Annotated in this window: 12 protein-coding genes and 1 tRNA gene; 6 read left to right on the top strand and 7 right to left on the bottom strand. The window is 56.5% G+C overall.

Going from position 1 to position 13,633, the window contains the following annotated elements; genetic code table 11:
* Positions 1 to 6 precede the first annotated feature (6 nt).
* Positions 7 to 675 carry a trimeric intracellular cation channel family protein gene (locus DW133_RS00605; protein WP_118274201.1) on the top strand — a complete coding sequence of 223 codons (669 nt, stop codon included), beginning with the start codon at positions 7 to 9 and terminating at the stop codon, positions 673 to 675.
* A 36-nt stretch (positions 676 to 711) separates the two neighbouring features.
* On the opposite strand, the gene lnt is transcribed toward DW133_RS00605, so the two are convergent.
* The 6 genes from lnt to carA form a co-directional block, all read right to left on the bottom strand.
* Complete coding sequence (gene lnt / locus DW133_RS00610) at positions 712 to 2,268, bottom strand: apolipoprotein N-acyltransferase (protein WP_118274203.1); 1,557 nt, start codon at positions 2,266 to 2,268, stop codon at positions 712 to 714.
* Positions 2,265 to 3,158 carry an HlyC/CorC family transporter gene (locus tag DW133_RS00615; RefSeq protein WP_118274205.1) on the bottom strand — a complete coding sequence of 298 codons (894 nt, stop codon included), beginning with the start codon at positions 3,156 to 3,158 and terminating at the stop codon, positions 2,265 to 2,267. Before DW133_RS00615 ends, lnt begins: the two co-directional genes overlap by 4 nt.
* A 431-nt stretch (positions 3,159 to 3,589) precedes the next feature.
* On the bottom strand, positions 3,590 to 4,066 hold the full coding sequence (gene greA, locus DW133_RS00620; protein ID WP_118274207.1) for a transcription elongation factor GreA: 477 nt from the start codon (positions 4,064 to 4,066) through the stop codon (positions 3,590 to 3,592).
* Positions 4,067 to 4,191: 125 nt separating this feature from the next.
* A complete protein-coding gene (gene carB, locus DW133_RS00625) occupies positions 4,192 to 7,419 on the bottom strand; it encodes a carbamoyl-phosphate synthase large subunit (protein ID WP_118274209.1) in 3,228 nt (1,075 codons plus the stop codon).
* 3 nt (positions 7,420 to 7,422) lie between these two features.
* The gene (locus tag DW133_RS00630) at positions 7,423 to 8,025 is read right to left on the bottom strand and encodes an SIS domain-containing protein (protein WP_118274211.1); all 603 of its coding nucleotides are present in this window, start codon (positions 8,023 to 8,025) and stop codon (positions 7,423 to 7,425) included.
* Between the two features lie 35 nt (positions 8,026 to 8,060).
* Positions 8,061 to 9,242 carry a glutamine-hydrolyzing carbamoyl-phosphate synthase small subunit gene (gene carA, locus DW133_RS00635; RefSeq protein WP_118274213.1) on the bottom strand — a complete coding sequence of 394 codons (1,182 nt, stop codon included), beginning with the start codon at positions 9,240 to 9,242 and terminating at the stop codon, positions 8,061 to 8,063.
* Between the two features lie 307 nt (positions 9,243 to 9,549).
* Between carA and DW133_RS00640 the strand changes: the two genes are divergently transcribed.
* The 5 genes from DW133_RS00640 (at position 9,550) to coaE (ending at position 13,164) form a co-directional block, all read left to right on the top strand.
* Complete coding sequence (locus DW133_RS00640) at positions 9,550 to 10,488, top strand: transaldolase family protein (protein WP_118274651.1); 939 nt, start codon at positions 9,550 to 9,552, stop codon at positions 10,486 to 10,488.
* A gap of 94 nt (positions 10,489 to 10,582) precedes the next feature.
* The gene (locus tag DW133_RS00645) at positions 10,583 to 11,170 is read left to right on the top strand and encodes a response regulator transcription factor (RefSeq protein WP_199588766.1); all 588 of its coding nucleotides are present in this window, start codon (positions 10,583 to 10,585) and stop codon (positions 11,168 to 11,170) included.
* 113 nt (positions 11,171 to 11,283) lie between these two features.
* Positions 11,284 to 12,273 carry a polyprenyl synthetase family protein gene (locus DW133_RS00650; protein ID WP_118274217.1) on the top strand — a complete coding sequence of 330 codons (990 nt, stop codon included), beginning with the start codon at positions 11,284 to 11,286 and terminating at the stop codon, positions 12,271 to 12,273.
* A gap of 21 nt (positions 12,274 to 12,294) precedes the next feature.
* Positions 12,295 to 12,371, top strand: a tRNA-Pro gene (locus DW133_RS00655).
* Between the two features lie 181 nt (positions 12,372 to 12,552).
* Positions 12,553 to 13,164, top strand: coding sequence for a dephospho-CoA kinase (gene coaE, locus DW133_RS00660; RefSeq protein WP_118274219.1), 612 nt, complete (start codon positions 12,553 to 12,555; stop codon positions 13,162 to 13,164).
* Between the two features lie 87 nt (positions 13,165 to 13,251).
* On the opposite strand, the gene DW133_RS00665 is transcribed toward coaE, so the two are convergent.
* The gene (locus DW133_RS00665; protein WP_118274221.1) at positions 13,252 to 13,482 is read right to left on the bottom strand and encodes a DNA gyrase inhibitor YacG; all 231 of its coding nucleotides are present in this window, start codon (positions 13,480 to 13,482) and stop codon (positions 13,252 to 13,254) included.
* Positions 13,483 to 13,633: the final 151 nt, after the last annotated feature.

The raw sequence follows: 13,633 nt of genomic DNA on the forward strand, positions 1-13,633 counted from the left end.
TCGCCTATGCAATCCAGTCTTCTGGTCTTCACCGACTCCGTCGGCATTGTCTCCTTCGCCCTCTCGGGACTTTTGGCCGCCAAAGAAAAGAAAATCGACCCTGTCGGCGTCTTCGTCGTCACCTTTGTCACCGCGTTCGGCGGCGGAATCGTGCGCGATCTCATCATCGGCAACCGTCCCATGTATTGGATCGCCAACCAAGAGTACATCTGGGCGACGTTGGCCCTGTCGGTCTTTGCGCCATCCGTCCTACGGCACTTTGAGGACAAACTGCATCAAAGACTTCTCGTATGGCTTGATGCCGTCGGGCTGGGATTTTTCACCGCAGGCGGCACCTCGCTTTCTCTGACCTACGATCTTCCCTATCTTCCCGCCGTCCTGATGGGCGTATGCACGGGTGTATTCGGAGGGCTTCTTCGCGACGTATTTCTCAACAGGCTGCCGATGGTGATGTCCGATCAGTTGCCATACGCCTCCGCCGCCTTTGTGGGCGGCTGGCTCTATATCGGACTGCACGCGGCCGGCACTTCGGAATTTGCCGCGTTGATGACGGCCACGCTCTTCATCGTGCTTGTTCGTATGCTCTGTTGGTACAAGGGATGGAGAATCGTGCGCTACGACGGGCAGCCCGAAAAGGAGACCGAAAAGAAAAACAGCCACGAGCCGCGTTGCTGACGCGACGCCTCGTCATCGGACAAGGAACACCGTTAATTACGCTTGATGCGAACGGTTTTCACGCCGTGCAAGCGCCAAGACCCCAGCCATCAAAAGTACCAGAAGGCCAATCAACGGCCAAAGACCGAAGCGTACAAAGGGCGTGGGCTTCCCCGTCGCCGTTACAAGCGTCAGATCCATATTCTGGGCGCCTGCCGAAGCCAACCGTTCGATTTTTCCGTCGGGGCCGATCAACGCAGAGTGAGCGTTCTGAACGGCCTGAATTAATGGGCGCGCGGTCTCGCGGGCTCTCATGGCGCTCATGCCCGTGAACTGAGGCAGCACGGCCTCACTAAACCACCCGAGATTGGCTGTATTGAGAATGAAGCTCGGATTGGCTTGATCCCAGGCATGGCGCAGCTCCTCGCCGAACATGTTTTCGTAGCAGATGCCCGCCGCGCCGCTCACACCGGAAACTTCAAACGGCTCGCCTCCAACAGGCCCTCTGAGCTGATCGGCCATCGGAATGCCCAGTGCATCCACAAACCATCGAAATCCGGCGGGCACGAATTCTCCGAATGGCACGAGATGATGCTTGCGATAGAAGAGCTGCGCGGGCTTGTTTTTATCGGCGGCCATCCACATACCGTTGTAGTAGCGGCCAGGGCCTTCCCGATAAAAAGCATTGAATACCACGGAAGCGCCGGTCTTTGCAGCCACATCTACGGCGGCAAGCGCCGGGACATCCAGTCCGTTGCGCAAAGGCGTCGCGATCGTACTTTCGGGCCACACGATCAGATCAAGCTGTTTTCCCATGGCAGAGCGGCTGCTCATAGCTACTGCGCGATCGATGCGCTTGACTGCCGTCGACTGCGTGTAACTCATCGCAACCGGCAGATCGGGCTGCACCAGACGCACTTCAAGTCTTGAGCCTGGTTCGCTGTAGGTCACGTCGTTGAGCACAAGCGTTACCATTGCCAGAGCGCCCAGAACGATTGCGTCGACCGTCTTGAGCCACGGTTTCTTGTCTTCATGCGGAAAAAGCAATTCAACGGCAAAGCCAACCGTCAGAACAACTGCGAAGCCCACACCGTAGACACCCGCAATCGGCGCCCAGGCCCCGAAAAAATCCGATGAGTAAGCGTAACCGACGGAAAGCCAGCCGAAACCTGCAGGCTCCACACCCCGCAGCAGTTCAAATATCGACCACAGCACCGGCAGCAGGACGATGAGCTTGAGTCGCCTCGACACCGGCAGCACACGCGTGATTCCAGTCACACAACCGATAAAGCAGGCGAGCACTGCCCCCAAAAGAACAATGGCCGTGACCGACAGCATCATGCTGAGCTGCCCGTGATCATGAAGCGAGCCGTAGCACCAGCGCAGTCCCACGGAGAAAAAGACGATGCCCCAGAGCCAGCCGAACAAAAAGCCTTCTTTCTTGCTACCGGGCTGCACTGTCACTAAAAACAACACGGCCAGAGATACCAACAGGAACCAATTGGCCGCCGGCACGGAAAAAGCGATGCTGCCCAAGGCGCCCGCAAGCGCCACGGCAACATAGCGAAGCACAGTACCCGTACGCCCCGAGGTGAGAGTGGTTAAAAACGTCATGCAGCCGACTCGATGCTTTTCGTCTCGTCCGTGCGTGCCGCCGAAACCAAACGCTCGACAAGAAAGAGATGGGCCTGACGTTCGTCGGCGGTAAGCACCTTGAAGCGGAAACCGTCAATTTCAACGCTTTCACCGCGGTGAGGAACATGTTCGAGTCGATCGCTCACCAGGCCGCCCACCGTCTCGCAATAGTCATCTTCCAGGTGCACGCCGAAGAAATCATTGAACTGATCGAGATACGTCTCCGCCTTCACGCGCCAGCGCTCGTTATCGACCGGCGTAATGTTGTCTTTGCCGAGATTGATATTGTCGAATTCGTCGGCGATTTCCCCAACGATTTGCTCGATAACGTCTTCAATCGTGATCAGACCTGAGACAGAACCAAACTCGTCAATCACCAAAGCCATGTGATTACGCGTGATGCGGAAGTCACGCAGGACGACGTTCAAAGGTTGGGTTTCGGGAATAAATCGGGCCGGTCGAAGGTGGGCTCGAATGTCATACGAAGGATCCACAAACAGACGCAGCAAGTCCTTTGCGTGCAATACGCCCTTGACCTCGTCCAGATCGCCTTCGATGACGGGAAAGCGGGAGTGTCCGCGGCTGATGACCTTGGGAAGCCAGACCTCTCTGGGTTCTTCTAAATCCACCGCTTCGATCTGAGCGCGGGGGACCATCAGATCGGAAGCGCAAAGATGCCCCACTTTAAGGGCGCCTTCCATCATGGTGAACGCTTCGGTATCAATGATCTTTTGCCCGTGCGCGCGCTTCAAGGTCTTGGAAAATTCCTCGGCCGTCGTGGGTTCTTTCTTGAAAAAGGAACGCAGTTTGTCAAAAAAACCTGGTTCTTCGGATGCGGTTGTTTCTTCTGTTTGCGGTTGATCTTGCATACAAGCCGGCAGCAATTGGCTTTGCGCCGGTTATTTGGTAGACATATTTTCTGAGGATAGCAAAATCCTGACGTTAGTGAAAGAGAGCGCCGCACCAGATGACAATCACCGGTCTTCGCACAACCACCTTGAACAAATTGTCGACTCGATCAGCTACGTATTCTGTTTTTGGCCACTCTTTGCACACTCGCCAGATTCCTCTACCAAGCCCACGGTACGACAACAAGGCAGCTCCGAAGTAGTTTAGCCAGCCGTCACGTATCAGATTTGACAGAGCCTTTCATGAAAAGGTTCTTGCGGCAACGCTATCCGTATCGGTTACCGACCGAAAGAAAGTGAGTTAAGCACAAAATTGCCGCCTACCAAACAACAAGAGCGCCTTGGAATCTCTTCCTCAGCGCTCGTTTTGCCGTCAAATCTTCCGTCTTCAATCAGATGTACTTCACCGACACGATCGCGTAGTGAATCAATCCCTTCGGCGCCGGACACGTCACCTCGTCGCCCTCGTACTTGCCGATCAGGCTGCGGGCCACAGGGCTGGAAATCGAAATGCGGTTTTCCTTGATATCGGCTTCGTCGTCGCCAACGATCTGGTAGACGTTGACCTTGCCGTCTTCGTCTTCAAGTTCGACCGTTGCGCCAAACACAATACGGTCGCCCGCCTGCAGCGTCTTCGGATCAATGATCTGCAACGCGGGGATCTTGCCTTCGAGCTCGGCAATGCGACCTTCAATATGGCCCTGCATTTCCTTGGCGGCATCGTACTCGGCGTTTTCGGAAAGGTCACCCTTTTCACGCGCTTCGGCAATCGCCTGAACAACGGCCGGACGCTTGACGCGCTTGAGTTCGTCGAGTTCTGCCTTCAACTTCTCGGCCCCGGCGGCGGTAATCGGAATTCGCTGTTGCATATCTTTGTTTTGACTTGAAAAAAGAATTTTGCCCTTCTCAGAAGGGCGCAATTTTACATGGTGCCGGAGTCTTCGGTGAAGAGTCCGGCACCATGGACAGGCTTTGTTACGTTTTACGAGGAGCGTTAGGCCTTGGTCGCTTCAGCGTACATTTCCTGAAGTGAGCAGACCTGCGCATCCGACAAGTGTTTGATGCCCTCGACAGCGGCGCGGCCGCCGGCAATCGTCGTGTAGTAGGTCACACGATTGGCCAAAGCCGCCATGCGGATGTCACGAGCGTCACTGATTTCACCGCGGGATTCGTTACTCGTAGTGATCACCAACTGAATCTCGTGGTTCTTGATCTTGTCAATCACGCTCGGACGGCCTTCAGATACCTTGTTGACCACCTTGCAAGGGATGCCGGCCTTCACAAGCGCGGCGGCAGTGCCGCGGGTTGCCACCAGGCTGTAGCCTTTGTCGAGAAGTTCGGAAGCCACCACAATGGCGCGCGGCTTGTCTTCATCACGCACGGAGATAAAGACGGTGCCCGCCGGAGGCAGAACCGAACCCGAACCGAGCTGGCTCTTAAAGAGCGCTTCGCCGAAAGTCTTGCCCACGCCCATCACCTCGCCCGTGGAACGCATTTCCGGTCCCAACACCGGATCAACACCCAGGAACTTGGCAAACGGGAACACAGCCTCCTTCACGCAGATGCGAGAAGGCGTCACTTCCACCTTGGCACCCTGTTCGGCAAAACTCTTGCCGACCATGCAGCGAGCTGCGATCTTCGCAAGCGGCTCGCCCGTAGCCTTGGACACGAACGGAACCGTGCGGGAGGCACGCGGATTGACTTCGAGCACGTACACGAGCGGGTTTTCCGTCACAGCGCCTTTGATGGCGAACTGCACGTTCATCAGACCCACTACGCCCAAGGCCTTGGCCATCAGCGTCGTTTCGCGGCGCACTTCGTCCAGAATATCCTGTCGCAGGCTGTAGGGAGGCAGCGAGCAAGCCGAGTCACCCGAATGCACGCCCGCGGCTTCGACGTGCTGCATCAGGCCTCCGATGCGCACTTCTTTGCCATCGCACACGGCATCAACGTCCATTTCCACGGCATCGTCCAGGAAGTGATCGAGCAACACGGGGCTGTCTTCGCTCACCACAATGGCTTCGTGCATGTAGCGCGTCAATTCCTTGGCATTGTGCACGATGTCCATGGCGCGGCCGCCGAGCACGTAGCTCGGGCGAACGACGATCGGATAGCCGATGCGTTCGGCGGCTTCAAGAGCCGCTTCCTGTGTGTGGCAGGTGGCGTTGGGAGGCTGGCGCAGCCCCAGCTCATTGATGAGCTTCTGGAAGCGTTCGCGGTCTTCAGCACAGTCGATGGCGTCCGTACTGGTGCCGATGATCTTGACGCCTTCTGCTTCGAGCGCGCGGCAGATCTTGAGCGGCGTCTGACCGCCGTACTGCACGATCACGCCTTCAGGTTTCTCGATGCGGCAGATTTCCAGCACGTCTTCGAGCGTCACCGGTTCGAAATACAGACGATCGGACGTGTCATAGTCGGTCGAAACGGTCTCGGGGTTGCAGTTGACCATGATCGTTTCGTAGCCGTCTTCGCGCAGTGCCATGGCTGCATGCACGCAGCAGTAGTCAAATTCGATGCCCTGACCGATACGGTTCGGACCACCGCCAAGAACCATGATCTTTCTGCGGTCGGTAGGCATGGCTTCGCATTCATCCTGATAGGTCGAATACATGTAAGCCGTGCGGGTTTCGAATTCGGCCGCGCACGTATCGACGCGCTTGTAGACCGGATGTACGTTGAGTTCATGGCGACGATGGCGAACGTTGGCTTCCTTGACGCCGAGCACATTTGCCAAGCGCTTGTCCGAGAAGCCTTTCTTCTTCAGGAAGAGCATTTCTTCCTTGGTTAAGTCTTCGAGCTTGACCTGAGCCACGCGCTTTTCGATATCGACAAGTTCCTTGATCTGCACCAGGAACCACATGTCGATGTCGGTCATTTGATGCACTTCGTCGAGCGTCATGCCGATGCGGAAGGCATCGGCCACGTAGAAGATGCGTTCGGGACCGGCTTCGCTGATTTCATGCACGATCTCTTCGCGATCACTCGAAATCGGCGTAAAGCCATCCTTGCCTGTTTCCAGACCGCGCAGAGCCTTCTGGAAGGATTCCTGGAAGGTCGAGCCGATAGCCATCACTTCGCCCACGGACTTCATCTGGGTAGTCAGACGATCGTTTGCCTGGGGGAACTTCTCGAAAGCAAAACGCGGCACCTTGGTGACTACGTAGTCAATCGTGGGTTCGAAGGACGCAGGCGTTGCGCCGCCCGTGATGTCGTTTTTGAGCTCGTCGAGCGTATAGCCCACGGCAAGCTTGGCAGCGATCTTGGCAATCGGAAAGCCCGTGGCCTTGGAAGCAAGGGCCGAGGAACGCGACACGCGCGGATTCATTTCGATGACGATCAGACGTCCGTTCTTCGGATTGACGGCAAACTGAACATTAGAGCCGCCGGTGTCCACGCCAATTTCTCTCAGCACGGCAATGGAAGCGTCGCGCAGCAGCTGATATTCGCGATCGGTGAGCGTCTGAGCCGGTGCAACCGTGATTGAGTCACCCGTGTGAATGCCCATCGGGTCAAGGTTTTCGATCGAGCAGATGATGATGCAGTTATCGGCCTTATCGCGCACGACTTCCATCTCGTACTCTTTCCAGCCTAGAAGCGACTCTTCAATGAGCAGTTCGTGCGTGGGCGAAAGCGCCAAACCGCGCTCGCAGATTTCCACGAATTCCTGCATGTTGTATGCAATGCCGCCGCCGGAGCCGCCCAGAGTAAAGGACGGGCGAATCACGGCAGGGAATCCCACACGCTGCTGCACTTCCAGAGCTTCGGCCATGGAATAGGCAATGCCGGAACGAGCCGATTCCAGACCGATCTTTTCCATTGCCTCCTTGAAGCGCTGGCGGTCTTCGGCCTTATCGATCACGTCTGGCTTGGCGCCGATCAGCTCCACTCCGTACTTCTCCAGAATGCCCTCGCGGTTTAAGTCCATCGCGAGGTTCAAAGCCGTCTGGCCGCCCATGGTCGGCAGAATCGCATCAGGCTTTTCCTTGGCGATGATGCGCTCGAGCACCTTCCAGTTCAGGGGTTCGATGTAGGTAGCGTCGGCCATCACCGGATCAGTCATGATGGTGGCCGGATTGGAGTTGACGAGAACCACGCGATAGCCCTCTTCCTTGAGGGCCTTGCAGGCCTGAGCACCCGAGTAGTCAAACTCGCAGGCCTGCCCGATGATGATCGGACCGGCCCCGAGGATCATGATTGTTTTGATGTCTGTACGTTTAGGCATGTCTTACGCGCCTTCGTTGTAGTTCTGAGCATCGAGCTCACGCTCGATGAGTTCGATCAGAATGTGGATCACTTTGATGTGCAGCTCCTGAACGCGGTCGGCCCAACGCCCCGCCGGCGTCACCACAGCGATGTCGGCCTCGTCGGTGATTGGAGAACCGGCTTTGCCGGTCAAAGCCACCACGGTCATACCTTTGGCCTTCGCCGCCTTGGCAGCCGCCACGATGTTCTTGCTCGTTCCCGAAGTGGTGATAGCAACGAGCACGTCCTTTTCAGTTCCCATTGCTTCGATCCAGCGCGAGAACACGTGCTCGTAACCGTAGTCGTTGCCGACGCAGGCCATGTGCGAGACGTCGGAAATGGCCGCCGCCCGATAAGGTTTGCGGTTTTGGCGATAACGTCCCGTCATCTCTTCGGCAAAGTGCATGGCGTCGCATAGACTGCCGCCGTTGCCGCAGGAATAGACGGCGCCTCCCTGACGCTGGCTTTCGGCAATAGCGTGTGCGGCCTGAGCGATGGACTCAAGCGTCGCCTCATTTTCAATCAAAGCGGCGAGCGCACTTTGCGCCTCTGTAAGAGCGGACTTGACGTGATCAACTGCATTCATAATGCTGCTTCTTTCTCTAGAGCTTTGATGCGACTTTACGCTCGAGCGCTTTTCATCAGCTCGACAAACTTGTCAAAGAGCGTCTCTATGTCATGCGGACCGGGAGAGGCTTCCGGATGTCCCTGGAAGCTCATGGCGGGGGCATCGATAAATCGCATGCCCTGCAGAGACCCGTCGAACAGACTGACGTGCGTGACTTCGACGTTGTCCGGAAGCGTATCGGCATCAACCGCAAAGCCGTGGTTCTGGCTCGTGATGTTCACGCGGCCGGTCTGTTTGTCGAGCACAGGATGGTTGGCACCGTGGTGACCAAACTTCATCTTGAGCGTCTTGCCGCCGGATGCCAAGCCCATGATCTGGTGACCAAGGCAGATGCCGAAAAGCGGAATGCGACGCTTGAGGCATTCGCGGGCCGCTTCAATGGCGTAAGTGCAGGGCTCGGGATCGCCGGGGCCGTTCGACAGGAACACGCCATCGGGATTCATGGCGAGCACTTCCTCTACGGGCGTGCGAGCAGGCACAACGGTAAGTTCAATGCCGCGGTCAACCATCAGGCGCAGAATATTGCGCTTGACACCGAAGTCATAGGCCACAACCTTGTAGGTCGGGTTCTGAAGCTTCTTAAAGCCAGGCGTGCCGTCGTTGGCGGTAAGCGTCCAGGTGCCTTCCTTGAATTCGTACGGAGCCTTGCAAGTGACTTCGCTTGCAAGATCTCGCCCTACCATAGAGCCCCACTGAGCGGCGGATCGTGCAGCCGACTCAATTTCCTCGGGCGTGAGCGTCCCGTTTGCAGCCACCACGATCGTGCCGGCCTGAGCACCCTTGGTTCGCAGGATGCGAGTGAGCTTGCGGGTGTCAATGTCGCAAAGACCAACAACGCCTGCTGCACGCAGATAATCTGAAAGACTCTGTTCGGAACGGAAATTGCTCACCACCGGGCTTTCGCTGCGAATAATGAGGCCGGCGGCGCAGACCGCGGCGCTTTCCTCATCCTGGGCATTGACGCCGACATTGCCGATATGCGGGTACGTGAGCGTGACAATTTGACCCGTATAGCTCGGATCGGTCACGATTTCCTGATAGCCCGTCATGGCCGTGTTGAACACAACTTCGGCCGTCACGCTTCCCGAAGCACCGAATCCGCGTCCGAGAAAGACTTCGCCGTCGGCAAGCACGAGGGCTGCTTGCGGACGAGCATCTGTGATAATCAGACTCAAGGTTCCTCCCTATCTTTGTTCTTGAACTGACTCGATTGGATCTGTGCCTGTCCCGGCAATTTCCCCGTCCGTTAGCGAACGCAGGAAATTTTCCGGGACAAAACGTTTTGCCTGAGGTTTAGAGTTCCCGGAGCTCAGGCTAAAATTGATCCATTATACCTTGGAGGCAAGGCTGTATCGGACGAAATCGTCCTGCAAAATCATCGGTTCAAGCATGCTTCTACGCTGCTTTTGCGCATTGAAATCGTCCGACGTTTTCGAGCCGACCTCCGAGCCGATTTCGACTTTTTTCTCAGAAGGTCAAGCGATGCAGCAAGCAAGCGAACTCGAGCAGCTCAAATCCATGACCGTGGTCGTTGCCGATACGGGCGACATTGATGCCATTGCGCAACTCAAGCCCACGGAAGCCACCACCAACCCTTCGCTCATTCTGAAGGCTGCAACGGGCGGAAAATACACGCATATTCTTGAAGCGGCCCGCTCCGTCAACGAACCGGCCGAAGCACGAATCGACCGAGTGCTTACCGGCTTTGGCGCAGCCATTCTCGAACACATTCCCGGGCGCGTGTCCACCGAGGTCGATGCCCGCCTGAGCTTTGACACCAATGCCACGATCGCCAAGGCGCGCCGCATCATCGGTCTGTACGAAGCCATGGGCATCTCTCGCGAACGCATTCTCATCAAAATCGCCGCCACTTGGCAAGGATGCGAAGCGGCCCGCGTGCTCGAAGCAGAAGGCATTCACTGCAACATGACGCTTATCTTCTGCACAGCGCAGGCAGAAGCCGCCGCCCAAGCCTCAGCAACCCTCATCAGTCCCTTTGTCGGCCGCATTTACGACTGGTTCAAGGCCGCCGAAGGCGCCTGCTGGGACGAAGCCGCCAACAGCGGCCTCAAGGATCCTGGCGTGCAATCCGTGACCGCCATCTACAAGCGACTGAAGGCAGCCGGCAGCAAGACGCAAATTATGGGCGCATCCTTCAGAAACAAAGGCGAAATCCTCGCTCTTGCCGGATGCGACCTTCTCACGATTTCGCCCAAGCTTCTGAACGAACTCGACTCATCCTTTGCCCAGGTGCTCCCCACGCTCACGACCGAAGAACTGGAGCAGAGCGCTCCGATCTCAATTTCGGAACCCGACTTTCTGCTTGCGCTTGCCATGAGTGCCGTTGCTAGCGAAAAGCTCGCCGCCGGCATCCGTAGCTTTGCCGTTGACACCGAAAAACTGCAGGCACACCTTGTCTAACATGATGAGCACCTTCAGCAACCCGCCTGGCAAAACACAGGTTCACACCGTTCTGATCGTCGAACCGGACTCTTACTGGCGCAAGGTACATAGTATGGACGTTTCTCGTGACGGAACGTTCGAAGTCCTTTGTGCCGTGCGCAACAAGCGCCAAGCCGTGGCCTTTCTGTCTCGCCTTCCGGTCGACTTCATCGTCACCAACAGCATGCTGCCCGACGGAAATCCCGCCGACATCATCCGCTTCGCGCAAAAACGCAACCCTGACTGTTTGGTTCTGGCGGCCTCCGACTGCGAAGATGCCAACATCGTTATGCAAACCATCACAAGTGGCGCCAACGGCTATGTTTTGTTTTCCGACAAAACAACGAACCTGTGCTCCTGCCTGCGTGTGTTACAGGCAGGCGGCTCGCCCGCCAGTCCCGCCGTCGCCAGTACAGTATTGCGATCCCTACAAAGTCGGGAAAATCAGCGCCAACAGATGCCCGAAAAACATCCTCTTACTGCTCGGGAACTCGACACACTGCGACTTCTGGCCGAAGGCATTTCGTTTTCTCAAATCAGCCACATTCTGGTTATCTCAAAATCAACCGTAAGCACCCACGCCGCAAACATCTATCGCAAACTTGACGTGCACTCCCGTACTGAAGCCGTCTACCGCGCGAAGCAAATGAAACTTCTCTGAGACTCGCTAAAATGGCTCCCGCACTGCGGGACGCGGCACGCTTTAACGCCGCATGTTCGCGTTTTTTGGTTTGCTCGTCTCGTTTCAGACTCTTTTTTTAAATCAAGACTCTCATGTCCCAATCCGAAGACATCAAAGCGGCCGCTCGCCGCGCTCTGGCTCCCATCGCCGAAGATATGCTCGAGGTCGAGCGCATCATCATGCGCGAAGTCTCAAGCGCCGTTTCCCGCGTCGACGAAGTGGGACACTACATCACAGCAGCCGGCGGCAAGCGCATGCGCCCCGCCCTGCTCATTCTGATGGCCCGCGCAATGGGGGCCGACCCCGCAAAAGCCGCCTATCTCGGTGCCGTGATCGAAATCCTTCACACGGCGACCCTCATGCACGATGACGTTGTTGACGAGGGAAAAATGCGCCGCGGCCGCGAAACAGCCAACGCGCGCTGGGGTAACGGCACGGCCGTACTGGTCGGTGACTTCTTCTATACCCGCTCCTTCCAGATGATGGTGCGCGCGGGCAACCTCAAGGTTATGCAAGCCTTGGCCGACGCCGCCAACCGATTGAGCGAAGGCGAAGTGCTGCAGATGAACAATGCGCACAACCCCGACATTACGGAAGATGATTACTTCGGCGTGATCGAACGTAAGACGGCTTGCCTTTTCAAAGCCGCCGCACACATGGCCGCAGCCATCGCTGAAGCCTCTCCCGAAATGGAAGAAGCCTGCGCAGCCTACGCCTTACACCTGGGCAACGCCTTCCAGATCGCCGATGATATCCTCGACTACAAAGGTGAAGCTGCCACCATCGGCAAGAACTTGGGCGCAGATCTGCGCGAAGGCAAAGTGACGCTTCCGCTGCTCTACGCCATGCGGATGAACACTCCCGAAAAGCGCGAGCGTATCCGAGAAGCCGTTCGCCACGGCGACGGAGACTTTGAAGAAATCAGCCGAATCGTGATTGAAAGCGGCGCTTTGCCGAAGTGTTTGGAACGCGCTCAGCAGGAAGTCGAGTTAGGAAAACAAAAATTATCTGCACTTCCCTCTGGACAATTCAAAGAATCTCTGGTACAGTTCCTCGCCTTGACAGTTCAGCGCAACAAATAAAGCGCCAACGGTCAGAAAATTCGGGGTGTAGCTCAGCCTGGTAGAGTACTACGTTCGGGACGTAGGAGTCGGAGGTTCGAATCCTCTCACCCCGACCAGATTTTGAAAAGGAGATTTCGCAAGAAGTCTCCTTTTTTCTTTTGGTTTTCGCCAAACAATCGCCATTTCAGAACGCTACCGCCTAGAATAGAGTCAGGAACACACCGCACGGAGAGATCGTTTTTAATAGTTCAATCTCAATGCGGCGTGCCGAGAGACGAGACTACAAGGGGACCCGGTATGACAATGATCATTGGAATGACTGGCGGTATTGCCTGCGGCAAGACGGCGGCGACGGATGTTTTCCGCGCTCTAGGGGTACCGGTGATTGACGCTGATGAAATCAGCCGCGAACTCACGGGCCCCGGCGGAAAAGCCCTCCCCGAAATTGCAGTGGCCTTCGGCGCCGACATGATCGGCACACAGGGCATGAAACGCGACCTGATGCGCGAAATCGTGTTCTCGGATCCGCGTGCAAAGGAAAAGCTCGAATCGATCCTGCATCCCATGATCAAGCGCGAGATGTTCGAGCAACTCAAGGGCATCAAGGCGCCCTACGTGATTCTTTCCGTTCCTCTGCTTCTGGAAAGCGGCCGCTGGGCTGATGCCGTCAAGCGCGTCCTGGTGATTGACGTGAGCGAAGACGAACAAATCAACCGTCTGGTCTACGACCGTCATCTCGGCGAGGAACAGGCCCGTGCCATCATTGAAACGCAGATTTCCCGCGACAAGCGTGTAGCGGCTGCCGATGACCTGATCGACAACAGCGGCACGCTTGAAGACCTTGAAGAAAAGGTCAAGGGGCTGCACCAGTTCTATCTGAAGATGGCCGAAGGCGAACCGACCGCCTGACACAACCGAACCGCATACGAAAACACCGCCCTCGGTTACAAACCGACTCGGGCGGTGTTGCATTTTTACCGAAGGCCTTTGAGCTGGTTACTTGCACTTGCCTTCTCTCTCTTCCTCTTCCTTTTCGCGCTGCATCCTCTCGAGCTGTTCTACAATCAAATCCGGATCAGCAGATCCCGGCTGGCCATGGATCACGTAGCTGCCACTCGCCCATTGCCCCAGATCAATAAGCTTGCAGCGTTCCGAGCAAAACGGACGCCAGGGGCTATTCATGTCGTACTCGTGCAGTTTCTTACATGTCGGGCACTTCACCATCATTTCGACTTCTATCCTTTCTCAGATCGCAACGTAGACGCCTTGCGCGCCTAGCTGCATCAATCGTTCATTTTGTTCTTCCGTTTCGCACGCCGCAACGTATAAAGGAAGCCGTTGCGAGGCTGCCTTCAAAATCGTCTCGGCGTCAGCCATC

This window comes from Sutterella sp. AM11-39, from assembly GCF_003472385.1.
Lineage (GTDB): Bacteria > Pseudomonadota > Gammaproteobacteria > Burkholderiales > Burkholderiaceae_F > Duodenibacillus > Duodenibacillus intestinigallinarum.